Consider the following 23,347-nt stretch of genomic DNA (forward strand, 5'->3'; position numbering starts at 1 on the left):
CTCCGAAGAAGACCCGAAGGGCCCGCTTCCCGGGAGGGGGGAAGCGGGCCCTTCGTCGTACTCGGGGTCAGAGCGCCTTGCGCATCACGATCTCGCGGTGGATACCGTCCGGCATCAGGTCGCCCAGCTCGTCGGTGTCGGCGAAACCGCTGCGCAGGTAGAGGTTGTGCGCCGGGTCGTTGCCGTCGACAACCGACAGCCTCAGGACCCGAGCGCCGGTGCGACGGGCCCAGTCCTCGATGGCGCTCATCAGCGCGTCACCGACGCCCTGACCACGGCCGGCCGGGGCGATCCACATCGACACGAGCTCGGCGACCCCGGGCTCGTCGGCACGGAACCCGCCGGCCATGCCGACCGGCGTACCGTCGAGCGAGGCGATCACCTGGTAGGCGGTGGGCACGCTCAGCCGCTCACGCCAGCGTTCCTCGGGTGCGTCCGCCCAGTCCACCAGCTGGGAGCCGAACGCGTACGGCGCTTCCGCGAGCGCGGCCAGGCGGAGTTCGCGCCAGAGCTTCCAGTCGTCCGGCCCGACGCTCTTCAGCTCGATCACCGCGTGGGGAACCTCGTGGAGACCCAGTCGCGGAGGCCGTCGAAGCCGTCGCCGAGGTCACGCAGGAACTTCGCCAGCGGATCCTGGGAGCGGTTGAAGGCGTCGGTGTACGACTTGGCCGCGTTCTTCGCCTCCTGCGACATGGACGCCGCGGCGTCGTCCTGGCGCTTCGGGTAGTCGCCGGAGACGATCGTCGTGTACTCGCCGTCGTCGACCCAGCGCCGCAGCTCGTGCGCGCGGATCACGGCCATCGGGTGCGTCTGCGCCTCGAGCAGCAGCAGCTTCAGCACGCTGTCGCGCAGGTCGCCGGCGCTCTCGTACTCCGTTCCCTGGGCGAGGAAGGCCGTGGTGTCGAGCTCGCCGAGCTGACCGCCGCTGGCCAGCTTCATCTGGACCCGCAGCGCGACCGCCGGGTCCTGGACCGCCAGCAGGCCGGCCCGGTCGCCGGACAGCTCGGCCTTGCGGGACCACTCGTGCAGGGCGGCGATGATCGCGCGCAGGCCCAGCGCGCCGATCGGCATCCAGTTGATCGCGCCGGTCAGCCGCATCAGCCACAGCAGCAGCGACTGGTAGAGCGCGTGCCCGCTCTGTGCGTGGCCGAGCTCGTGACCGAGGATGAACCGCAGCTCCTCCTCGTCCAGGCCCTGCACCAGGGCGCTGTTCACCACGATGAACGGCCTGTCCATGCCGATCGTGACGGCGTTCCAGATCGGGCTGTTGGTCACGTACAACTCGGGCAGCTGCCGGACGTCGAGCGTCGTACCTGCCTCGGTGAAGAGCCGGTGCACGTCCGGGAACTGCCGCTCGTCGACCCGGATCGCCCCGCCGAGGAACTGCAGCCGGAAGGCCCGCTCGTTGATCATCCCGGACATCTTCCGCAGGACGTAGTCGAAGCCCTTGAGCTGCCGCAGCGCCACCAGCGCGCCCCGGTCCGCCGGGTGCTCCCACGCCCGCGAACTGATGTCTGTCAGCGTCGTCCGCTGCCGCGTCGGCCGATCCTCGTTCTCGCTCATCGCTCCCCCTGCCCAGTCGTCGTGTCCGACCAACCTAGCTCGCTCGTGGGTCGAGGCCGGCGCGGATAGGCCAATGCGGCGATCAGGCCGGTGGGGATCCAGCTGAGCGGGACGACGGCCCAGCCGAGACCCGTCTGGATCAGGCTCGCCATGATCCCGACCGTGAGTCCGGTGCCCCACAGCCAGTACCAGAAGCCGTTCCAGCCGGGGTGGGCGATGCCGCGGCGGTGGCCGACGAGCGCCAGCGGGATCGTCACCGGCAGGGCGCCGACGACACCGATGACGAACAGCGCACCGAGGAGCAGGGCGACGTCGGCGGGCGAGAACTCGACTGGTCCCAGGGGAATCATGCGACTCATCGTTCCGTCCGCGCGGGGGTGAACTTGAGCGTAGGAATACTCAAATCGGGCCTTAGCACCTAGCCTGGCCCGCATGAGTGAGGTTGACGGCGTGTGTCGTGAGGTGGATCGCCGGGACGACAAGGCGCGGGCCTGGGTCTCGGAGGCGATCCGGATCGTGGACGCGGACGCGAACCGCAGCGCGGACACCCACCTGCACGTGTTCCCGATGCCGGACGGCACCGGCGTGGACCTGTACCTGAAAGACGAGTCCGTGCACCCGACCGGCTCGCTCAAGCACCGGCTGGCTCGCTCGCTGTTCCTGTATGCGCTGTGCAACGGCTGGATCCACGAGGGCACCACGGTGATCGAGGCCTCCAGCGGCTCGACCGCGGTCAGCGAGGCGTACTTCGCCCGGCTGCTCGGACTCCCGTTCGTCGCGGTGATGCCGCGCTCGACCAGCCCGGAGAAGGTCGAGCTGATCGAGTTCTACGGCGGCCGCTGCCACTTCGTCGAGCGCTCCGGCCAGATCTACGGCGAGGCGAAGCGGCTGGCCGAGGAGACCGGCGGCCACTACATGGACCAGTTCACATACGCCGAGCGCGCCACCGACTGGCGGGGCAACAACAACATCGCCGAGTCGATCTTCGGTCAGCTGAAGCTCGAGGAGCACCCGATTCCGACCTGGGTCGTGGTCGGCGCCGGCACCGGCGGTACGTCGGCCACCATCGGCCGCTACGTCCGCTACCAGCGCTACGACACCTCGGTCGCGGTCGTGGACCCGGAGAACTCGGCCTTCTTCCCCGCCTTCGAAGCCGGCGACCACGACTTCTCCACCGGCCGCCCGTCCCGCATCGAAGGCATCGGCCGGCCACGCGTCGAGCCGTCGTTCGTGCTCGGCGTCGTCGACCGGATGATCTCGGTCCCCGACGCCGCGTCGATCGCCGCCATGCGCTTCTGCTCCCGCGTCACCGGCCGCCTGGTCGGCGGCTCCACCGGCACCAACCTCTGGGGCTCGCTGCGGCTGGCCGCGGAGATGCGCCGTACCGGGGTCCGCGGCAGCATCGTCACACTCCTCTGCGACAGCGGCGAACGCTACGGCAACACGTACTACGACGACGCGTGGCTCCGCACGAGCGGCATCGACATCACGCCGTACATGACAACCCTCGAAGCCTTCGCAACCACCGGCCACTGGACCGAGCCCGAGCAGGTGGGGTAAACCCCGCCCGTGAGGGTCGGTTCTCGTCTCTTACAGGTAGTCGGCCTGGTGTCGGGCTCGGGAACGGGCGAGGTAGGTCGCCAACTCCACTCGGCCGGCGTCGTGGTCGTCGTCGCCGTCCAGATTGCCTTGAAGATAGATTCGATTCGCCATGCCCTCGAGCACGGCCTCCCTGACCTCTTCGGGCTGATTGGCGATGAATCCATGGACGGTCCGCAGCCGGAGATCGGCCCGCTTGGCCCGTCGGGATTCACGATGGTTGACGGACCCGCGGCGGAAGCAGAGACAGGCGAGCCCGATTGCTGTGACGGCGATCCCGAGCCTCGTCAAGGTGATGGTCGTCGATGACAGGACATTTGAATCCGCGCTGAAGTAGTGGGCAAGGAGGATGACCAGCGGAACCCCGCCGACCGTAAGTCCCAGCAAATCCCAGGTCCAACCGGCGAACGCCTTGTTGCGTGCATTCTCTCCGTAGCTGTCGGCGACCGCCTGTTGAGTCAGCGCGGTCACGACATTCGCACCCTGGGATCGCATCTCGTCCAAGCTGGCAAGGTCTCGACTGGCCCCGAGTACTGCCGTCATGAGTGTTTCCTCGAGCTCATCGAGGTTCGCCCGGTAATTCTCCGTAGCAGCCGAGATCTGCCGCTCCAGCGAATCCTTGATCTCCTTCTCCAACTCGCCCTTGTACTGCGTGATCGTGACGGCGACGGCCTGTCGAATGTCCTCCACCTGGCGAAGTAGCTGATCTCGATCTGCCTGGAGAGCCTCGAGCGAGACCTTCATGGAGGCTTCGCATTGTGAGTGCGCCCTCCGCGCGGCTTGCCCGGCACCTTTCGGACTCAGCGGCGGCCAGGTCCCCAGCTGCTCGAGCACAGCGTCGATGCCATCAGCGGCAGTCCGCAGGTGAGGCGCGAAACCGTCCGGATCCCGCGCGTACTGCGAGAGGTGGGGCTGCACGTGTGCCGCGATATGAATGTGGACATTGTCCAGCATGCGCGTCGAGTAGCGTCGCGGGTCTTCCTGCCGATGCGCATCAATTGTCTCGACCAGCCACTGCAGGCGCGACAGCGAATCCGCCAACTCCACATCATCCGGCAGCGCGAGTCCATTGAGTTCGCCGGCGATCTGATTGATCAGCGCCCAGAGCGGATGATTATTGAATCTGGTCTCCCAAATCGACCCCATGATCCCCCTACAGACGTGAGGCCAGGATGCGCTCCGGACCCAAACACGTCAACGCGTGCAGGTCCCGGGTATCGACAAAGCGTGTGCAATCGTTACCCAGCGTAGGAATGGAACTGGACGGTCTCGGAACAATGCGCGGCACCAAGCCCCGTCGAGGCCTCGTCGCGTGGCAGACGGCGGAGCGGGCCGGCCACCTGATCGCAGCGTCTTGCTTGCCGACAGCAACGATCTCGGCGCTAGCCGCCGAGGGCGAGGCCGATGGCCAATCCGATGGCATAGAGGAGTTCGGTCAGGCCGGTGTTCTTGAGGACCGGGATGAGGGCTGGGCCGACGGCGTCGCTCAGGACCACTCGGACTGCTTTGAACGCGAGGGGGAGGGCGATGAAGGCCAGGAGGGTCCAGGGCGTTGCCAGGACCGACACGACCGCCAGGGCGAAGGCGAGTGCGACGAGGGCGGCGTACAGCTTTCGTGAGCGGGAAGCGCCCAGGACTACAGCCAGGGTGCGTTTGCCGGTGGCGGTGTCGGTGGGGATGTCACGAAGGTTGTTGGCGACCAGGAGGGCGCAGGCGATGGAGCCGACGGAGACCGCGCCGGCGACCGCTGTCCAGCTCAGCGTCTCGGCCTGCACGTAGGTGGTGCCGAGTACGGCGACCAGTCCGAAGAAGAGGAATACGCTGACCTCACCCAGTGCCCGGTACCCGTACGGCCGCTTGCCGCCGGTGTAGAACCACGCTCCGACCAGTGAGGCCGCGCCGGCGACCAGTAGCCACCAGTTGGAGGTGGCGCACAGGACCACTCCGAGTACGGCGCCCACGCCGAAGCAGGTGAACGCTGCGGTCTTCACCTGTCTCGGAGTGGCGACCTTGGAGCCGACCAGACGCAGTGGGCCGACCCGGTTCTCGTCCGTGCCGCGGATGCCGTCGCTGTAGTCGTTGGCGTAGTTGACCCCGATCTGGAGGGCCAGAGCGACGCCGAGGGCGAGCAGTGCCTTCCACCAGACGAAGCCGTCCAGGTACGCCGCCGCACCGGTACCGACGAGGACAGGGGAGATCGCGGCGGGCAGCGTGCGTGGGCGCGCGCCTTCGATCCACTGGGCAGGGGTGGCCATGACCGTCGATTGTGTCAGCCACTCGGTCGGCGCCCGCAACGAGGGCCGTACGCTCGGACTGACATGTCTACCTTGCGCCTGGTCCCCGGCACGCCGGATGCCGTGTTGTCCGCGCTCACCGGCGTACTGGACGGCAGCGGTACGCCGTTCGCACCGGTACCGTCGGATCCGGCGGCGGCCGCCCGTGTCCGGCAGGCTGCGGCACCGGATGAGCCGCTCGAGGACGACTGTGCGGTGGTGCTGACCACGTCCGGGTCGTCCGGCGAGCCCAAGGGTGTGCTGCTCTCCCGAGATGCCTTGCTCGCGTCCGCGGTCGCCACCCACTACCGCCTCGGCGGACCGGGCCAGTGGCTGCTCCCGATGAAGCCGTACTTCGTCGGCGGCCTGCAGATCCTCACCCGCTCGGTGGTGGCCGGGCTGGCACCGGTGATGCTGGGCGAGAGCTTCACCGCGAGCGCCGAGGCAATGACCGGGTCCCGGCGCTACACGGCGATGGTGCCGACCCAGCTGGCGCGCTATCTGGACACTGACCTGGACGCATTGCGGTCGTTCGACGCGATCGTCATCGGTGGCGCCTCCACACCGGCACCTCTGAAGGCCCGCGCGGCGGAGGCCGGCGTCACCGCGATCCCGGCGTACGGCATGACGGAGACGGGCAGCGGATGTGTGTACGCCGGCGAGCCGCTGGACGGGACGTGGATCGACCTGGACGACGGGCGGATCCTGATCAAGGGCAGCACACTGTTCTCCGGGTACCGGCTGCGGCCGGAGCTCACCGCGGAGGTGCTGCGGGACGGATGGTTCCGGACCCAGGACCGCGGCGAGATCGTGAACGGCCGGCTGCGGGTGGTCGGTCGGGTGGATGACGTGGTGATCTCGGGCGGGGTGAACGTCACGCTGACGACTGTGCAGGCACGGTTGCTCGAGCATTCGCAGGTGGAGGACGCTGCGGTGCTGGGGGTTCCGGACGCGGAGTGGGGGACGCGGGTGGTGGCGTTCGTGGTCGCCAAGCCCGGCGGTCCAGGTCGGGACGAGGTACGGGATTTCGTGGCGGAGGTGCTGCCGCGGACCTGGGCGCCGCGGGACGTGATCCGGCTGGACGCGTTGCCGATGCTTGCCTCGGGCAAGGTTGATCGCCAGGCGCTGCTGGAGGGCGTGCGGTGATCACGTACTCGATCGGGCTGAAGAACAAGTTCCGGGGCATCACCGTCCGCGAGGGCATGCTGTTCGAGGGACCCGCGGGCTGGGCCGAGTGGAGCCCGTTCCTGGACTACGACGACGCGACCTGCGTGGCCTGGTTGCGGGCGGCGCGGGAGGCGGCTGTCGACGGGTGGCCGGCACCGGTGCGGGACGTCGTACCGGTGAACTGCACTGTGCCGGCGGTCGGCCCGGTGAAGGCGGCGGAGATCGTGAGAGCGTCCGGCTGTGGCACTGCGAAGGTGAAGGTGGCCGAGCCGGGCCAGACCCTCGCGGACGATGTGGAGCGCCTCGAAGCGGTCCGGGACGCCATCGGATCGGGTCGGGTGCGGATCGACGCCAATGGTGCGTGGTCGGTCGACGAGGCCGTGCGGTGCCTCAAGGAACTCAAGCGCTTCGACCTGGAGTACGTCGAGCAGCCGTGCGCGACCGTGGAGGAGTTGGCTGCGGTCCGGCGACGCACCGACGTGCCGGTTGCTGCGGACGAGTCGATCCGCCGAGCCGAAGACCCCTTGCTGGTAAAGAAGCTGGACGCGGCGGACATCGCTGTTCTGAAGGTGCAGCCCATCGGTGGAGTCCGTGCGTGTTTGGAGATCGCTGAGCAGATCGGACTGCCCGTCGTGGTGTCGTCCGCGCTGGAGACCTCGGTAGGGATCGCTGCCGGCGTCGCCCTCGCCGCTGCGCTGCCGGAACTGCCCTACGCCTGCGGTCTGGCCACAGTGTCGATGTTCACCCAAGAGGTCGTGGCTGAGCCGATGCTGCCGGTGGACGGCTTGCTGTCGGTCAAACGGGTGCAGCCAGACCCGGCACTGCTGGAAGCGGCCCGCGCATCAGAGTCCAGGACCGCGGTGTGGGAAGAGCGCATGACCCGAGTGCAGAAGAGGAGTGCTGGATGAACCCGTCCACAGCGTTCGCGACGGTGGTCGTCGACGAGCTGATCCGGAACGGCGTCCGCGAGGCCGTGGTGGCTCCGGGCTCGCGGAGCGCCCCCCTGGCGTTGGCCTTCGCCGCTGCGGACCGGGACGGCAGGCTCCGGCTACACGTCCGGATCGACGAGCGTACGGCGGGATTCCTTGCCATCGGCCTGATCCGGGGGACCGGACTGCCAGTGCCTGTGGTGACAACGTCCGGTACTGCGGTGGCCAACCTGCACCCGGCTGTGCTGGAGGCGTCGCACAGTGGACTGCCGTTGATCGTGCTGAGCGCAGACCGCCCGCCGGCGTTGCGGGGGAGCGGTGCCAACCAGACGACAGACCAGCTGAAGGTGTTCGGCTCCGCGGTCCGGCTGTTCCACGAGATGGGTACGCCGGTCCGCGAGATCGGTCAGGTCGCATACTGGCGCTCACAGGTTGCACGGGCCGTGGCCAACGCGGTGGGCGCACGGTCCGCCGATCCAGGGCCGGTGCAGCTCAACTGCCCGTTGTCGGAGCCACTGGTGCCGACGGACGGTCCTGAGTGGCCGGAGTCGCTGTCTGGACGCAGTACCGGGCCGTGGACCGCCGTACATGCCGCAGCCGGGCCGCCGTCGGCGGTGGCGCCGGGCCCGAAGACCGTGGTGGTCGCGGGGGACGGCGCGTCGCAGGCCGCGCGGTTGGTGGCCGAGGCGGGTCACTGGCCGCTGTTCGCGGAGCCGTCCAGCCGGGCCCGGATCGGCCCGTCGGTGATCTCGGCGTACCGCTTGTTGCTGCAGGCAAGCTCTATGGCGGACGAGATCGAGCGGGTGCTGGTGTTCGGGCACCCGACGCTGTCGCGGCCGATCTCCAAGTTGCTGGCCCGGCCGGACGTCGAGGTGGTGGTGGTCTCGCCGACCGGGCTGTGGCCGGATCCGGCCCGCCGGGCGAAGGCCGTCGTCACCGGGCTGGAGGTCACCGCGGCCGATGCAACCAACTGGTTGGATAGGTGGCAGCAGGCGGATCAGTTGGCGCGTCCGACGATCGACAAGGTGCTCGCCGACACCCTGAGCGGACCGCGCGTCGCGGCGATCGTCGGCGAGGCGGTCGGTGCCGACGGCATGCTCGTGGTCGCCTCGTCGAACCCGGTGCGCGACCTCGATCTCGCCCCGGTCGTCCCGATCCGGACCATCGCCAACCGCGGCCTGGCCGGGATCGACGGCACCATCTCGACCGCGATCGGCGCCGCGCTGGCGAACGCCGGCCCGACGCACGCGCTGATCGGCGACCTGGCGTTCCTGCACGACAGCAACGGGCTCGTCATCGGTCCCGACGAAGCCCGGCCCGACCTGCGCATCGTGGTCGTGAACGACAACGGCGGCGGCATCTTCTCCACCCTCGAGCAGGGCGACCCGACCCACTCGACCCATTTCGAGCGCGTCTTCGGCACTCCGCACAACGTGGACCTCGCCGCGCTCTGCGCCGCCACGGGTACGCCATACCAGTTGGTGGAGACGCCCGACGCACTCCGGGCTGCGCTCACGCCAACGGTCGCCGGTCTGGACGTTGTGGAAGCGCGCATTCCGCGCAGCAGTCATCGGCCTCTGAACGAGGCGCTCGTGGCCGCACTCAGCCAGTCGTAACCGGGCTGCTGGGCGGCACCTCCGCCGTCGCCACTTTCCGCGCCGGATGCAGCGTGCGGAGGTGGTTGAGCAATGGCAGGACCGAGGCGATCACCAGCGCTGTCGTGGTGAGGATCGGGATCGTCGCGCCGCGCAAGGACGAGTTGAGTGGCGCGGCGATGGTGAAGATGAGGCTGACCGCGGTCATCGTCGTGATCAGCCGGCGGCCCGGCCGGGCGACGGCCAGGAACGGCAGACACCACAGGAAGTACCAGTCGTGCGCGCTCGGACCCAGCAGGACCACGGCCAGCAATGCGATGCCCACAGCCCGGGCGGCGTGGTGGATGGACGAGCGCAAACTCAGTACGGCGATCAGGCTGACCGCCACGACCATTCCGACCAGGCGGACGACCTGCAGCGCCTGCTGAGCCGCCGAGTCGTCGCCCAACCACTGCAGTACGCCGGAAGCCGCCATGCCGATCAGGTTGGCGATGGAGAACGGCGAACGGACCAGTCCGGGTACGTCGAGCGCACCCATCCAGCCCGAGCCCACGCCGGTCAGTTCGCCGATGGTGACGAGGGTGACCACCGAGACTGCTCCCGCGATCACCAGACTGGCGAACCGCAATGCTCGTCCGGCCAGCGGGCTCATCACTGCGGCGATAGCGATCACCACCAGCCCGCCCGGCAGTTTCACCGCAGCCGCAGCACCCGCTACGACCGCCGCCGTACCCCATCTGCCCGTGAGGGCCAGAGCGAACGCGCTGCAGGCCAGTCCGAGCATCAGTACGTCGTTGTGGGCGGCGCCAATGCCATGGGTGATCAGCATCGGGTTCAACACCACCAGCCAGGTCGCGAAGGTCGGATCCACGCGGCAGGCGGTCGCGAGCCGGGGTACGGCCCAGGCGATCAGCACGATGCCCAGTACGGCGAGGAGCCGGTGGGCCAGCATCAGGAGGTACGGGTCCATGGTCAGATGCGCGACCAGACCGCCGTACGCGAGTGGCAGTGGGCCGTACGGCGCGGGTGTCTGCATCCACATCGGGTCGACGGCCTCGACGATGTGGCCGGACAGTACGCCGGGGCCTACGTCGTACGGGTTGTAGCCCTCGGCGACCAGCGCGCCTTGTGCCGCGTAGCTCCAGGCGTCGCGGCTGAACAGTGGCGGAATGAGGAGCAGCGGTGCACTCCAGTACGCCGCCATCCGCAGCAGCGGCGTCCGTTGCCCGGTCATCATCTGGCGGCCCACGGTCAGCCAGGCCCAGGCCATCAAGCCGAGTCCTGCCACCATGAACGTCAGTCCGACCATCCGGCCTGGCAAGGAGTGCCGTAGGTCGCCGGTGATCGGCAGGGCGGCGACCCATGAGGAAGGCGGCACCACCGACGTCACCAGACTCGCGAGGGCGACTACGACGGAGCCGACGAGCCCACGGACCATCGGCGAGCGCATGGCCGGACGTTAACCCGGCCATGCAACCCGCCGATGAACAACGGCTTACCTAAGCGGATTCCTTCCGGAAGGTTCGCGCACCGACCGCCAGGCCGATGACTGTCAGCAGGACCACCCAGAAGAGGCCCCACAGCGATGCGCTGCTGCTGATGTCGCCGCGGAACAGTGCCCGGACACCGGTCACGACGTGCTTGAGCGGGCTGATGTCGGACAGCCGCTGCAACCAGGTCGGCCCGATCTGCATCGGCAGCAGGATGCCGGACAGCAGCAGCAACGGCATGGCGATCCCGTTCAGCAGCGGCGCCAATGCGTCCTCGCTCTTGGTGATGAGCGCGACCGAGTACGACAGCGAGGCGAACGTCGCGCCGAGCAGGGCCACGATCACCAGCGACAGCAGTACGCCGTCCCACGGGGCGCGCAGGCCGAGCGGGAGAGCGGCGAGCAGCAGCAGGATCGACTGGACCACGAGTACGACGACATCGCGCAGTACTCGCCCGGCCATCAGGGCGATCCGGGACGCCGGGGTGACGCGGTCGGCCTCGATCACGCCGGCCCGGTACTCCGCGATCAGGCCGAAGCCGACGAACATCGCGCCGAACATGCCGAGCTGGACGATCAGGCCCGGGATGAACACCTGGTAGGCGTTCGTGGTCGTGCCCTGGCTGATCTGTGCGGTGATCGGCTTCAGCAGCGGGCCGAACAGGAACAGGTACATCAGCGGCTGGCTGAGCATCAGGATGGACCACATCGGGTTGCGCAGCGACAACCGCATCGCCCGGTGGAACACGATCCAGGTCTCGCGGAGCACGTTGCCGGGGTAGTGGGGTCGGGTCAGGGCTTGCGCGGTCATGCCACGGCCTCCTTCTCGGCGTCCTTCTCAGCTGCGGGCGCGGGGGCGTCCTCGTCCCGCAGGGAGCGACCGGTCATGGTCAGGAACACGTCGTCCAGGGTCGGGCGGTGCACCTCGACGCCGTGCAGTTCGATGCCCTGGGCATCGATCGAGCGGAGCAGCCCGGGCAGCACCGAACCGCCCTGCGGGATCCGGAAGCCGACCACGTCGCCGTCGGTCTCGACCTCGACCGCGCCCTGGAGATCGGCCGCGATCTTGCTCACCGCGGGAGCCTGGCTGGCATCGGCCAGGCTGAGCCGGACCGCGTCGCCGGAGACCTGCTGCTTCAGTGTCTCCGGGGTGCCGGAGGCAACGATCTTGCCGTGGTCGATGACCAGGATCCGGTCGCAGAGCGCGTCCGCCTCGTCCAGGTAGTGGGTGGTGAGGAAGATCGTCGCGCCGCGGTCGCGCAGGCCGCGGATGTGTTCCCACAGGTTCGCCCGCGCCTGCGGGTCGAGGCCGGTGGTCGGCTCGTCCAGGAAGATCAGCTTCGGATCGTGGACCAAGCCCATCACGATGTCCAGCCGTCGTCGCTGGCCGCCGGACAGCGTCTTGCACTGCCGCCGCCACAGGCCGGGCAGGTCGAGCTCGTCGAACAGCCGTTGCCCGTCCGCGATCGCCTTGGCCTTCGGTACGCCGTACAGGCGGGCGTGGTCGACGACCTCGTCGCCGGCGACCGCCTCGGGCAGCGTCGACCCGCTCTGCGGCACGTAACCGATGCCGCGGCGGACGCCGACCGGATCCCTGGCCAGGTCGCAGCCCGCCACCGTCGCGGACCCGCTGGTCGGCTTGATCAGGGTTGCCAGCATCCGCAGCGTGGTGGTCTTGCCGGCCCCGTTCGGGCCGAGAAAGCCGACGATCTCCCCGTCGGCGACATCCAGGTCTACCCCCTGCACGGCCTGCACCGGCCCGCGCTTGGTCTTGAAGGTGCGGACAAGTCCGCGAGCTTCGATCATCATGCCGCCAGTCTGGAATACTCAACCTTGACTAGTCAATGTTGATTAATTCCTCCCCCAGCCTGCTACGGATGCGGCCAGAGGCTGGCTCCCACTGCTCTCCCGTGGATCCGGGGCGGCTGTGGATATGCGCCGGCCGAGTGGTCGACTGCACGCGGGGGAAGAACCTCATTCAGGTGGTGGGTCGGGGATTTCGCCCCAGTGGGTGACCATGCCGGGGTAGGGTTTCCAGTCGGCTGGTTCGCCGGCGAAGGCGTAGGCGCCGTCGAGGACGCGGCGGCGGAAGCTGCGGGTCCATTCGAGTTCGCCGTTGTCGCGGGCGGTGCTGATGCGGAACATCTCCACCACGTGGTTCGGCGTACCGGGGTCCTCCTGGATCTGGCGTTCCGCGAACGGCTCGGCCTTCAGGCGTTGCTCCATCTGCACGATCCGCGCCTCGAGCGCGGCCAGCACCTCGTCCCGCCGCAGCGACCACAGGAAGCTCAGCGCCGCCTGCATCCGGTCCGGGTGGAAGCCGTCCACGGTCCACAGCATCTGCCGCAGCAGCGAGAAGTACTCCGTCTCACCGTCGGTCGTCAGCTTGTACGACGTACGCCCGGGCCGGTGGGCGCCGTCCTGCTCGAGCTCCTGCAGGTACCCGTGCTTGGCCAGGGTGCGGAGGCCGGTGTAGACCGAGCCGGGGTTGATGTTCGCCCAGTCCTGTACGTTCCAGGTGAGCAGCTCGCGGCGCAGCTGGTAGCCGTAGGCGGGCTGGAAGATCCGCACGACCCCGAGCAGCAGCAACCGCGTGGTGGACATGTTCGCAGTGTAAATCCGGGCGACGGCTCAAGCTCGAAGGCGTACTCTCCGGGGGCATGGACGTGCGTGTGACGAGCGACCCGCGGGCTTTCGAGCGGACGGTGTTTCCTTTCCTGCAACAGGATCCGGTGCTGCACACGATCATCATGAGCAACGTCCATGAGCGCGCGAACGGGACCGCCCGCGCCGAGGACGAGCCGTCGTACTTCGTTTCTGTCCACGACGGCGACGTGGTCGGCGTCGCGATGCGGACCCCGGGCCGCGGGGTGTACCTCGGCGCTCTGCGGGAGGACCTCGCGGAGGTGGTCGCCGATGCGTACGTCGACGTACTGCCGCAGCTGAGCGGTGTCGCGGGGGATCGCCCGGCCGCCCGGCGGTTCGCGGCGCGGTGGTGCGAGCGGCGGGGTGGCCAGGCGACCGAGACGAAGGGGACCCGGCTGCACAAGCTGGGCGAACTCACGCCGCTGCCGGCGGACGGGGGCAGTCCACGGCCGATGCGCGCGGACGAGGTCGACCTGGTCAGCAGGTGGGGGATCGACGGGTTCGCCGAGGAGCTGGGGTCCGGCTACCGGGAATGGGCGGAGCGGCAGCTGCGGCAGCAGACCATGTGGATCTGGGCGGCGGACGGTGAGCCGGTGAGCATGGTCGGGTACCACCTACCGATCTTCGGGGTCTGCCGGGTCGGGCCGGTCTACACCCCGCCCGAGCGGCGGCGGCACGGGTACGCCGGAGCCCTGACCAGTCACGTCTCCGCCGAGATCCTTGCGCAGGGCAACCAAGCCTGCCTCTACACCGACCTCGCCAACCCGACCTCGAACAAGATCTACCACCAGGCCGGTTACCGCCCGCTGGCCGACTTCGTCGATGTGGAGTTCACCGCATGATCGTCCGCACCACCAGTGATCCGGCTGTGTTCAAGGACCTCGCTTTCCCTTTCCTGCAACGCGATCCGGTGCTCAACACCGCCATCCTGAGCAACACCGCCGACCGGATCCGCGGCATCCTGAACGATCCCGAGCCGCCGGTGTTCGTCTCGGTGCAGGACGGTGACGAGGTCGTCGGCACGGCCCTGAGTACGGCGTTGCGCGGTGTCAACCTGGGCAGTCTGCCGACCGCGCTGGTGCCGCTCGTGGTCGATGTGCTGGCCGAGGCCGCGCCGCGAGCCGACGGTGTGGCCGGCTCGGCGGACGCGGCGCGCTCGTTCGCCGAGCTGTACTCGGCGCGGACGGCCCGAAGCTTCCGCGAGGCCCAGCGCGTTCGCCTGCACAAGCTCGAGGAGTTCGTCGAGCAGAAGGCCGAAGGCTCGCCACGGCCGGCGACGGACGCGGACCTGGCCGTCCTCACGCCGATGGTCGGCGCCTACCTGGCCGACGTCGGCCACCCTGGCGGAGGTGGCGCGGAAGACCGCCGCTGGCTGGAGCAACGGATCGCGCGGGAACGCCAGTGGGTGTGGGAGGACAACGACCGCATCGTCAGCATGGTCGCCCACCAAAGCCCCGTCTTCGGCGCGGTCCGCGTCGGTCCGGTCTACACCCCACCGGACTTCCGCGGCCACGGCTACGCCAGCGCCCTGACCGCCGAGGTGACTCGTCGCCTCCACGAAGCAGGCAATCAGGTCTGCCTCCACACCGACCTCGCCAACCCCACCTCGAACAAGATCTACGCGGCGATCGGCTACCGCCCCGTCCAGGACTTCGTCGGCTACGCCTTCGCCTGATCGCCTGCGGCACGACCATCAGGTATGCGGGTGGAGTCCGTGGCGGGAGGTGATGCCGAGCTTGGTGTAGACGTTGCCGAGGTGGTACTCGACGGTGCGTGGGCTGAGGAACAGCCGGCTGCCGATCTCGGGATTGGAGAATCCGTCGCCGGCCAGGCGGGCGATCTGGCTCTCGCGGGCGGTGAGTTGGGTGGTTGCGGCCGGAGTGCGCTTGCGGGCGGTTTCGCCGGTGGCGAGGAGTTCCCGGCGGGCGCGTTCGGCGAAGGCTTCGGCTCCGATCTCGGTGAACAGGTCGTGGGCGGTGTGGAGTTGTTCGCGGGCGTCGTGGCGGCGGCGTCGCCGGCGGAGCCATTCGCCGTACAGGAGGACCGCACGGGCGAGTTCGGTGCGGATCCGGGTCCTGGCGAGTCGGTCGATCGCTTCACGGTAGAGAGGTTCGGCCGTACGGTCGTCGCTGACCAGGGCGCGTGAGCGGGCCTCGATTCCGAGTGCCCAGTCCGTACCGCTCGCGCTGGTCATCGCGGTGATCCAGCCCAGGGTTTCCTTCGCCGCCTCGATCTTCCCGCTGCGTACGGCCGCCTCGACGAACTCGGTTGCCGCCCAGTTCACCGCGCCCGGGGTCCGCACCTCGGGCGCGTTCACGTCGCCGAGTGCGCGGTGGGCAGCCGCCATCGCCTCGCGGTAGCGGCCGAGGCCGTTGTTGAGCACCGCGTTCGCTCGTTCGGCGACGACGACGCCGATGCCCTCGCCCCGGTGGGTGGCGTCCGCGATGGTGGCCTCGATCCGGGCGGACGCCTCAGCGTGCTCACCGCGCAGAGCGGCGACGGCGAGTACGCCGTACGGCGCCGGATTGCTTCCCGTCGCCTCGGTCACGGCCTGGATCTCGTCGACGAGTGCTCCCGCAGCGCCGAGATCGCCGCCGAACAGCAGCAGATAGGCGCGCATGCTGAGCGCGAGCGGTAGCTCACTCAAGGCGCCGGTCGTGCGGGCGAGCTCGAGGTACCGGGCGGACAGACCGTCCCAGCACTCGTCGGCCCACAAATGCAGGGCCGCGACGCAGGCCAGCCACGACCAGCGCAGCTCCTCCGCCGCAGACATGTCCTCGCCGAACGAGGTGACCGCTCGCCGCAGCAGCGGTACGCCGGCCGCGTAGCCCTCGGTGAAGTTGGCGGCCAGGCCGGCCAGGAGGAGGTCCGGCGGGGTAGGCGCAGGCGGCCGGGGCGTCGTACTGGCGGCGCGCGCCACGGCCAGCGAGTTGCCGTCCGGACCGGCCAGCCGGTCCGCGAACATGGCTGCCGTCAGTGCGTCCAGGTACGTCTCCCGGGACAGCGCAGTGTCGATCGGCTCGAGGCGCTTCGCGGCCTTGAGCAGCAGCGGCGCGGCGTCCCGGCCCCGGTTGGTGGCGAAGGCGACCTGCGCGCGTACGAGGTCGACGCGAGCCTGTTGCAGTTCGCTGAGCGGTCCGGCTTCGGCCATCGCCACCAGGTCGAGCGCCGCCTCGAACGCCCCGGCCAGGCTCTTGGTCTGCGCCGCCGCCAGCGCCCGGGTGGCCCGCTGCGCCGGATCGAGGGTCAGCCGTGCGGAGCGTTCGAGGAATGCGGCTGCCGCGGCCAGGCCGCCGCGGGCCTGGGCACGGTCGGCGGACTGTTCCAGTTCCGCGGCGACGGTGTCGTCGGGGCCACTCGCCGCGTGGGCGAGGTGCCAGGCGCGGCGGTCGGCGTCGCGTGCTGGATCGGTGACCTCGGCCAGTGCGCGGTGCGCCTCCCAGCGTTCCTCGGGCGTCGCCTCCCGATGGATCGCCGAGCGCACCAGCGGATGCCGGAAGGTGACCCGCTCGTGGAACCGCACCAGGCCGGCGAACTCCGCTGGATCGACGGTGTCGATGGCAATGCCCAGTCGTTGCGCGGCACGACGGACCAGGGCCGCGTCCCCGGCCGGTTCGACCGCGGCGACAAGGAGCAGCCGGCGGGTGTCGGACGGCAAGGGTGCGAGCCGGCGCTGGAAGGTGTCTTCGATCCGATGGGTGAGTTGCTGTGCGTCGGGCAAGCCGAAGCCACCGGCGAGTTCGGCGTAGCTGAAGTCCTGAGGGAGTTCCAGCAGTGCGAGTGGGTTTCCGCGAGTCTCGGCGATGATGCGGTCGCGGACCCGCTCGTCGAGGGGTCCGGGGATCGCCGCGCTGAGGAGCTCTCGTGCGTGTTGCGGCGGGAGGCCGCCGAGGTCGAGCCGGCTCATGCCGGAGAAGGGCCCGTCGTCGGCCGAGTCGCGGAGGGCGAAGACCAGGGCGACGGATTCGGCCATCAGCCTGCGCGCCACGAACGTGAGAGTTCGTGCGGAGGTGTCGTCGAGCCATTGCGCGTCGTCCACGGTGCAGAGCAGTGGTTCGTCGGCCGCGGCGTCGGCCACCAGGCTGAGGACGGCCAGGCCGACCAGGAAGCGATCCGGTGGCGGACCGGTCCGAAGGCCGAAGGCGGTGCCGAGCGCGTCACGTTGCGGGGACGGAATGTGGTCGAGCCGTTCCAGCAGTGGTGAGCACAGCTGGTGCAGGCCGGCGAAGGCGAGTTCGGCTTCGGCCTGCACGCCCGCCGCGCGGATGACTCGGCACCCGGACGCCTCGGTCACCAGGTACTCGAGCAACGCCGACTTGCCGATCCCCGCCTCCCCGCGGATCACCAGGGCCTGGCTCAGACCGCTTCGGACGTGATCGAGAAGCTCGTCGAGCTGCCGGCGCTCGGCGAACCGATCAACCAGCCGATCAACCAGCATGGTCCGAAACTAACCCGGTTCGATCCCAGGGACCAGGCTGCCTGAGTGTCCCGGGCCAGGTAGTCCGGCCCCGGGACTCACGGATACGAACAGCGCTACGACGCGGGAAGCTTCGGCACACCACCAGGCAGGGAGGTACGTCGCGCCATGACGAGTGTCGAAGAAGCAGTGACGAGAGTACCGGTGCCGCTCCAGATCAACGGCCGACAGCACGTCGTCGTACTCGAGCCACGCGTCAGCCTGCTGGACGCCCTGCGTGAGCACCTGGATCTGACCGGCAGCAAGAAGGGTTGCGACCAGGGCACGTGCGGGTCGTGCACCGTGTGGATCGACGGCCGGCGGGTGCTCGCCTGCCTGACGCTGGCGGTCGCCGCCTCGGGCCACGAGATCGTCACGATCGAGGGGCTCGCCGACGGCGACCAGCTGCATCCGATGCAGCGCGCGTTCATCGAGTACGACGCCTTCCAGTGCGGCTACTGCACGTCCGGCCAGATCATGTCCGCGATCAAGGTGATCGAGGAGGGCAATGCCGGCACCGATGAGGACATCGGCGAGTTCATGAGCGGCAACATCTGCCGGTGTGCGGCCTATCCGAACATCCGGGCGGCCATCCGGCACGTCCGCGACGAAGCGGGAGGAAGGTCATGAGGCCGCTGACCTACAGCCGGGCCGCGGATGTGCAGGACGCGATCGCGCTGGCGACGGCGAACCCGGCGAGCGCGTTCCTCGCGGGCGGAACCACCGAGGTGGACCTGATCCGGGCCGGCATCTCCCGCTCCGAGCACCTCGTGGACATCAACGAGCTGCCGCTGCGCGGTGTCGAGGACCTGCCTGACGGCGGCTTGCGCATCGGTGCCCTCGCGCGGATGAGCGACGTCGCGCGAACGCCCGGTGTCGTCGAGCGTTACCCGGCGATCTCCCGGGCCTTGCTGCTGGGCGCCTCGGAGCAACTGCGCAACATGGCGTCGATGGGAGGCAACCTCCGCCAGCGCACCCGCTGTGCCTACCTGCGCGACGGCGTCTCGCCGTGCAACAAGCGCGAGCCGGGGTCCGGCTGCGCGGCGCTCGACGGGCTCAACCGCGGCCACGCGATCCTCGGCACCAGTGCGCACTGTATCGCCACGCATCCGTCCGATGTCGCCGTCGCGCTGGTGGCGTTCGACGCCGTCATCCGGACGGTCGGGCCGGCCGGCGAGCGCACGATCCCGTTCGACGACTTCTTCCTGCTCCCCGGCGACACGCCGGAGCTCGAGCATCCGATCGCCCCGGGCGAGCTGATCGTCGGCATCGACGTTCCCGGAGCGCCGATCGCCCGCGGTTCGGTCTACCTCAAGTTCCGCGACCGGCAGTCGTACGAGTTCGCCCTGGTATCGGTCGCGGCCGCGATCGAGGTGGACGACGACAGGGTCGCGGGCGTGCGGATCGCCATGGGCGGTGTCGGTACCAAGCCCTGGCGGGCGCGCCGGGCCGAGACCGCTCTCGTCGGAAGCCCGGCGAACGAGACGTCGTTCCGGCACGCCGCCGCGGTCGAGCTGGCGGAGGCCGTCGTACGGGAGCACAACGCGTTCAAGGTCGAGCTCGCCCAGCGAGCCATGGTGCGCGGTCTCGTCCGCAGCTTGAACGGGCGGCAGTCATGAGCGCCGTCGGTACGCCGGTCACCCGGGTGGACGGCCCGGCCAAAGTCACCGGCGCGGCGCGCTACTCCGCCGAGATCAGCCTGCCCGGTATGACCTATCTGGCCGTGGTCGGGGCCACTATCGCCAGCGGGCGGGTGACGGCGATCGAGGCCGGCGCCGCGCGCGCTGCCGAAGGCGTGCTGGCCGTGCTCACCCCGGAGGATCTGCCGAAGATCGCCGCCGAGCCACACCTGCTGCCCTCGCTGGTCGGCGGCCCGGCTCCGGGCGAGAGCTTCTTCCCGATGCAGGACGACGTCGTCCAGTACGCCGGACAGCCCGTCGCCCTGGTGATCGCGGAGGAGTACGAACAGGCGCACCACGCGGCGTCGTTGGTGCGGATCTCGTACCAACCGGCCAAGTCGATCACCACGATCGAGGAGGGCCGCGACCAGGCTTACGAAGCGCAGCGGCTCTTCGGCGGCCTGATGCCGGCGCGCAACGAGCGGGGCGATGTCGAGGCCGCCCTGGCCGGAGCGGATGTGCGGGTCGAGGTCGCCTACACGATGGCGGCCAACCATCACAATCCGATCGAGGCCCCGTCGACGGTGGCGACCTGGGACGGCGGCAACCTGACGCTGTACGAGTCGACCCAGGGCATTCGCGCCACCCAGCAGACCGTGGCCCTCCTGCTCGGTCTGCCGATCGCCCGCGTCCGCGTGATCACCCGGTTCGTCGGCGGCGGTTTCGGCGCCAAGGCGATGGTGTGGCCGAACGTGACGCTCACCGCGATGGCCGCGCGGTACGTCGGCCGGCCGGTGAAGCTGATGCTCACCCGGCCGCAGATGTTCACGTCGAACGGTCACCGTGAGGAGCAGGAGCAGCGGATCGCGATCGGTGCCGCGCGGGACGGGCGGCTGACCGCGATCCGGCACGAGAAGTTGTCGATCACCTCGCCCTTCGACGACTGGGCCGAGCCGGCGACCGGTGTCTCGTCGCAGCTCTACGGCTGCGAGAACTTCCTCGGCGTCCACCGGCTGATCAAGGGCAACACGATGACGCCCACGTTCACCCGCGGCCCGGGCGAGTCGCTCGGCGTGTTCACCCTCGAGACGGCGATGGACGAGCTCGCCTACGAGTTGGCGATCGACCCGGTCGAGTTGCGGGTGCGCAACCACACTCCGGTCGACCCGTTCGGCAATCCCTGGTCCAGCGACGGGCTGGTGGAGTGTCTTCGCCTCGGCGCCGAGCGGTTCGGGTGGTCCGAACGGAACCCCGCTCCACGGACGACCCGCGACGGCGAGTGGCTGGTCGGCACCGGCGTGGCGGCCGCGGCGTACCCGATCGCGTTCTTCATGCCACCGCAACGTGCGCGGGCCCGGATCTTCGCCGACGGCAGCGCGATCGTGCAGACCTCGACGCAGGAGTTCGGCACCGGCGTACTCACCATGGCCACCCAGGTCGGCGCCGACGCCCTCGGCGTCGCCCTCCGCGAGATGGAGTTCCAGGCCGGCGACAGCGACCTGCCGAACAGTACGGCCGCCGTCGGCTCGGCCGGTGCCGGCATGGTCAGCTCCGCGGTCCACGCGGCCGGTACGGCGCTGCGCGAGCAGCTGATCGCGTTGGCCGTCAGCGATGAACAGTCACCGCTGCACGGAGCCGGACCAGGCTCGGTGAAAGTGGCGGAGGGGCACCTCACGTCCGCCGAACGTCCGGGCGCTGTCGACACGTACCGTGAGCTGCTGTCGCGCAATCACCTGTCCGACGCCGAGGCGCTCGGCATGTGGCGGCCGCCACCCCTGGACACGCCGCACGGGCTGCTCACGTTCGGCGCGCAGTTCGCCGAGGTCGCCGTCGATCCCGAGCTCGGCCTGGTCCGCGTGCGCCGGCTGAACGGCGCGTTCGCGCCTGGGCGGGTGCTCAACCCGCTGCTGGCCCACAGCCAGCTGATGGGCGGCATGCTGTGGGGGATGAGCCAGGCGCTCCTCGAGGGCAACCACATGGATCCTCGCTACGGCCGGTGGGCGGAGACGAACCTGGCGGAGTACCTCGTGCCGGTCAACGCCGACGCCCCCGAGGTCCGCGTCGACTTCGTCGATGTCGACGACGAACTGGTCGGCCCACTCGGCGCCAAGGGCGTGGGCGAGATCGGTCAGGTCGGTGTCGCGGCGGCCATCGCGAACGCGGTCTTCCATGCGACCGGCCGACGGATCCGCAGCCTGCCGATGGCGCCGGAGCTCGTGATGGATCCGCCCGTCGGCGGGCGATGAGTGACCTCGGGCCGGCGGGCTCCGCCTTGCCCGCCGGCCGGTCCCGGCTCCCCGAACGACCGCCACTCTCGCAACCACGCCGTACCGGAGCGCGATCGTCCCACCAACCCGCACTCGGGCTGCTCGGCCTGCTGCTCGTCATCCCGGTCGCGGTGGCGCTGGCGATCGGCGCGGGCGGCGACGGGTCGATCCGCGTCCTCGCACCACTCGTCACGTTCTCCCTGCCAATCGTCGTGATGATCGCGTTCTGGTGGGAGGACTGGCCGGGCACCCGGCTGCGAAGTAGCTGGGCCGGCTGGGCCGACACCGTGCTGATCGCTGTGGGCGCGATCGTCCTGACCGGTGCCGGCCAGATCCTGGCCGGTGGTCTCGATCCCGGGGCCCTGTTCGATCCCGCACCCGGTCCAGGCCACGTACCGACGTTTCCCGCGACCATGCCGCTCGCCGGCCTGGCTTTCGTCGCCACGCTCGAGATCACGCTGGTCGGTGAGGGATGGCCGTTTCGGCGCCTTCACCCGCTGGTCGCCGGTCCGATCGTGGTCGCGATCGCCTGGGCCATCGCCATCGCCGGCTATCTGACCGTCGTACAGGTCGAGTCACCGGCTGGGTCGGACGTGATCGCGCGGGACGGGCCGGTGCCAGGCGCCGTACTCGGGGCGACGCTGGTGCTGATCGGCGCCTGGCAGGTGCTTTGTTTCGTCGTCTGGCGCGGTTGGCCGTTCGTGACTGTTACGCGCCGAGCGGCTCGCCTCACCATCGCCCACGTGACGGTGATCGGGGGCGGGATCGTCAGCTACCTCTTCCTGCGTGAACTGCTGGGGCTGGCTCCTTCGCGAATCGCAGCGCTCAGCGGCTGCTTCATCGCCGCGGGCTTGTTGTTCGGCATGCTGCTCGAGGGCTGGCTCGGCAACCTCGGTGCCACCGCCGAACGCATCACACTCCTGCTGGCCACCGTCGCCCTCGCGGCCCTGCTGGCGGTCGCGTTGCAGGCGATCGCCAGCAGAGCCCTGCACCTGACGCCGAGCAGAGCGGACGATTGGGTGGGCCACGCCACCCTCAACGCCCTCGCCCTCTCGATCATCCTTCACGTCGCCGTCGGACGCCGCTGGCCCTTCCCGAACCCGCCGACTAGCGACGGGTCAGCGTCAGTTGATGTCTAGCGTGTCGCCAGGCGCGAGGCCCTTGTACGGACGGTCGTCGGAGTTGAGGAAACGAGAGAACATGCTCAGGCCGATCTGGCTGAGCAGGGCGTCGTGGATGCCGACGAGTTGCTCGGACTTCACCGAGCGGGCGTACTCGACCGCCGGCGGGAGCGAGAACCACGGGCCGGAAATCGGGACCAGGTTGGTGTGGACGGCGCGATCGGGCTGGGTGAAGGAATCACCGGGGTGGTAGACGGCGTCGTCGATCAGGAATCCGATGTTCTCGCACGGAACACCCCACTCGGGCAGGATCACCGCGTGGTCCTTGCCGTAGGCACTGATCGAGAAGCCGGCCGTCTCGAACGACTGGCCGCCGGCGATCACGTGCACCCGGTCGCCCAGCTCGGTCAGCTGCGCGGCGACACCGGCGTTCGTGTAGACGGGGACGTCGAGCGCCTGGACCCGCTCGATGTCCAGGTGGTCCTGGTGCTCGTGCGTGACCAGGATCGCGTCGGCGCGCTCGAACGCGGCCGCCTCGCTGAACGTGCCCGGATCGACCAGCAGGACCTTGCCGTCCTTCTCCAGCCGGACACAGGCATGTGCGAACTTCGTGAGCTTCACTG

General features: G+C 69.5%; 21 protein-coding genes. 10 read left to right on the forward strand and 11 right to left on the reverse strand.

Annotated features, from left to right (window positions below; genetic code table 11):
* Positions 1–67: 67 nt before the first annotated feature.
* Genes OG876_RS17465 through OG876_RS17475 form a run of 3 tightly spaced genes read right to left on the reverse strand, consistent with a single transcriptional unit; the run spans position 68 to position 1,913 of the window.
* Positions 68–550, reverse strand: coding sequence for a GNAT family N-acetyltransferase (locus OG876_RS17465; protein WP_328525930.1), 483 nt, complete (start codon positions 548–550; stop codon positions 68–70).
* Positions 547–1,563, reverse strand: coding sequence for a M48 family metallopeptidase (locus OG876_RS17470; RefSeq protein ID WP_328525931.1), 1,017 nt, complete (start codon positions 1,561–1,563; stop codon positions 547–549). Before OG876_RS17470 ends, OG876_RS17465 begins: the two co-directional genes overlap by 4 nt.
* The gene (locus OG876_RS17475; protein ID WP_328525932.1) at positions 1,560–1,913 is read right to left on the reverse strand and encodes a hypothetical protein; all 354 of its coding nucleotides are present in this window, start codon (positions 1,911–1,913) and stop codon (positions 1,560–1,562) included. Before OG876_RS17475 ends, OG876_RS17470 begins: the two co-directional genes overlap by 4 nt.
* A gap of 82 nt (positions 1,914–1,995) precedes the next feature.
* Here OG876_RS17475 and OG876_RS17480 point away from each other — a divergent pair, with 82 nt between their 5' ends.
* Positions 1,996–3,123, forward strand: a complete 1,128-nt coding sequence (locus tag OG876_RS17480) for a PLP-dependent cysteine synthase family protein (RefSeq protein ID WP_328525933.1) — start codon at positions 1,996–1,998, stop codon at positions 3,121–3,123.
* A 30-nt stretch (positions 3,124–3,153) separates the two neighbouring features.
* On the opposite strand, the gene OG876_RS17485 is transcribed toward OG876_RS17480, so the two are convergent.
* Positions 3,154–4,308, reverse strand: coding sequence for a hypothetical protein (locus tag OG876_RS17485; RefSeq protein ID WP_328525934.1), 1,155 nt, complete (start codon positions 4,306–4,308; stop codon positions 3,154–3,156).
* A 236-nt stretch (positions 4,309–4,544) separates the two neighbouring features.
* Positions 4,545–5,417, reverse strand: coding sequence for a 1,4-dihydroxy-2-naphthoate polyprenyltransferase (locus OG876_RS17490; protein WP_328525935.1), 873 nt, complete (start codon positions 5,415–5,417; stop codon positions 4,545–4,547).
* A gap of 63 nt (positions 5,418–5,480) precedes the next feature.
* On the opposite strand from OG876_RS17490, the gene menE reads away from it, so the two are divergent.
* The 3 genes from menE to menD are packed head-to-tail and all read left to right on the forward strand — an operon-like array spanning position 5,481 to position 9,147.
* Positions 5,481–6,581 carry an o-succinylbenzoate--CoA ligase gene (gene menE, locus OG876_RS17495; protein ID WP_328525936.1) on the forward strand — a complete coding sequence of 367 codons (1,101 nt, stop codon included), beginning with the start codon at positions 5,481–5,483 and terminating at the stop codon, positions 6,579–6,581.
* On the forward strand, positions 6,578–7,510 hold the full coding sequence (locus OG876_RS17500) for an o-succinylbenzoate synthase (RefSeq protein ID WP_328525937.1): 933 nt from the start codon (positions 6,578–6,580) through the stop codon (positions 7,508–7,510). Before menE ends, OG876_RS17500 begins: the two co-directional genes overlap by 4 nt.
* Complete coding sequence (menD, locus tag OG876_RS17505; RefSeq protein WP_328525938.1) at positions 7,507–9,147, forward strand: 2-succinyl-5-enolpyruvyl-6-hydroxy-3-cyclohexene-1-carboxylic-acid synthase; 1,641 nt, start codon at positions 7,507–7,509, stop codon at positions 9,145–9,147. The genes OG876_RS17500 and menD overlap by 4 nt, the downstream gene beginning before the upstream one ends.
* Here menD and mptB read toward each other — a convergent pair.
* The 4 genes from mptB to OG876_RS17525 all read right to left on the reverse strand — a co-directional run bounded on the left by mptB (position 9,134) and on the right by OG876_RS17525 (position 13,219).
* On the reverse strand, positions 9,134–10,576 hold the full coding sequence (gene mptB / locus OG876_RS17510) for a polyprenol phosphomannose-dependent alpha 1,6 mannosyltransferase MptB (RefSeq protein ID WP_328525939.1): 1,443 nt from the start codon (positions 10,574–10,576) through the stop codon (positions 9,134–9,136). The two genes, menD and mptB, sit on opposite strands and share 14 nt — an antisense overlap.
* A gap of 49 nt (positions 10,577–10,625) precedes the next feature.
* The gene (locus OG876_RS17515; protein ID WP_328525940.1) at positions 10,626–11,426 is read right to left on the reverse strand and encodes an ABC transporter permease; all 801 of its coding nucleotides are present in this window, start codon (positions 11,424–11,426) and stop codon (positions 10,626–10,628) included.
* Positions 11,423–12,424 carry an ATP-binding cassette domain-containing protein gene (locus OG876_RS17520; protein ID WP_328525941.1) on the reverse strand — a complete coding sequence of 334 codons (1,002 nt, stop codon included), beginning with the start codon at positions 12,422–12,424 and terminating at the stop codon, positions 11,423–11,425. Before OG876_RS17520 ends, OG876_RS17515 begins: the two co-directional genes overlap by 4 nt.
* Positions 12,425–12,589: 165 nt before the next feature.
* Complete coding sequence (locus tag OG876_RS17525) at positions 12,590–13,219, reverse strand: PadR family transcriptional regulator (protein WP_328525942.1); 630 nt, start codon at positions 13,217–13,219, stop codon at positions 12,590–12,592.
* 56 nt (positions 13,220–13,275) lie between these two features.
* Here OG876_RS17525 and OG876_RS17530 point away from each other — a divergent pair, with 56 nt between their 5' ends.
* Positions 13,276–14,103: a GNAT family N-acetyltransferase gene (locus OG876_RS17530; RefSeq protein ID WP_328525943.1), complete on the forward strand. Its 828-nt coding sequence runs from the start codon at positions 13,276–13,278 to the stop codon at positions 14,101–14,103.
* Complete coding sequence (locus OG876_RS17535; protein ID WP_328525944.1) at positions 14,100–14,936, forward strand: GNAT family N-acetyltransferase; 837 nt, start codon at positions 14,100–14,102, stop codon at positions 14,934–14,936. Before OG876_RS17530 ends, OG876_RS17535 begins: the two co-directional genes overlap by 4 nt.
* A gap of 18 nt (positions 14,937–14,954) precedes the next feature.
* Here the strand turns inward: OG876_RS17535 and OG876_RS17540 are convergent, their stop codons facing one another.
* Entirely contained in the window at positions 14,955–17,699 is a 2,745-nt protein-coding gene (locus tag OG876_RS17540) for a helix-turn-helix transcriptional regulator (protein ID WP_328525945.1), read from the reverse strand.
* A 168-nt stretch (positions 17,700–17,867) separates the two neighbouring features.
* Between OG876_RS17540 and OG876_RS17545 the strand changes: the two genes are divergently transcribed.
* From OG876_RS17545 to OG876_RS17560, 4 genes are read left to right on the forward strand one after another with little or no spacing between them, the layout of a single operon-like run.
* Positions 17,868–18,347 (forward strand): (2Fe-2S)-binding protein, encoded by a 480-nt coding sequence (locus OG876_RS17545; RefSeq protein WP_328525946.1) that lies wholly within the window; start codon positions 17,868–17,870, stop codon positions 18,345–18,347.
* Positions 18,344–19,336, forward strand: coding sequence for an FAD binding domain-containing protein (locus tag OG876_RS17550; protein WP_328525947.1), 993 nt, complete (start codon positions 18,344–18,346; stop codon positions 19,334–19,336). The genes OG876_RS17545 and OG876_RS17550 overlap by 4 nt, the downstream gene beginning before the upstream one ends.
* Complete coding sequence (locus OG876_RS17555) at positions 19,333–21,582, forward strand: xanthine dehydrogenase family protein molybdopterin-binding subunit (RefSeq protein WP_328525948.1); 2,250 nt, start codon at positions 19,333–19,335, stop codon at positions 21,580–21,582. Before OG876_RS17550 ends, OG876_RS17555 begins: the two co-directional genes overlap by 4 nt.
* Entirely contained in the window at positions 21,579–22,742 is a 1,164-nt protein-coding gene (locus tag OG876_RS17560; protein ID WP_328525949.1) for a hypothetical protein, read from the forward strand. The genes OG876_RS17555 and OG876_RS17560 overlap by 4 nt, the downstream gene beginning before the upstream one ends.
* Here the strand turns inward: OG876_RS17560 and OG876_RS17565 are convergent.
* Positions 22,728–23,345, reverse strand: coding sequence for an MBL fold metallo-hydrolase (locus OG876_RS17565; protein ID WP_328525950.1), 618 nt, complete (start codon positions 23,343–23,345; stop codon positions 22,728–22,730). The genes OG876_RS17560 and OG876_RS17565 overlap by 15 nt on opposite strands.
* Between the last annotated feature and the right edge of the window lie 2 nt (positions 23,346–23,347).

The organism is Kribbella sp. NBC_00359 (genome assembly GCF_036097425.1).
Taxonomy (GTDB): domain Bacteria; phylum Actinomycetota; class Actinomycetes; order Propionibacteriales; family Kribbellaceae; genus Kribbella.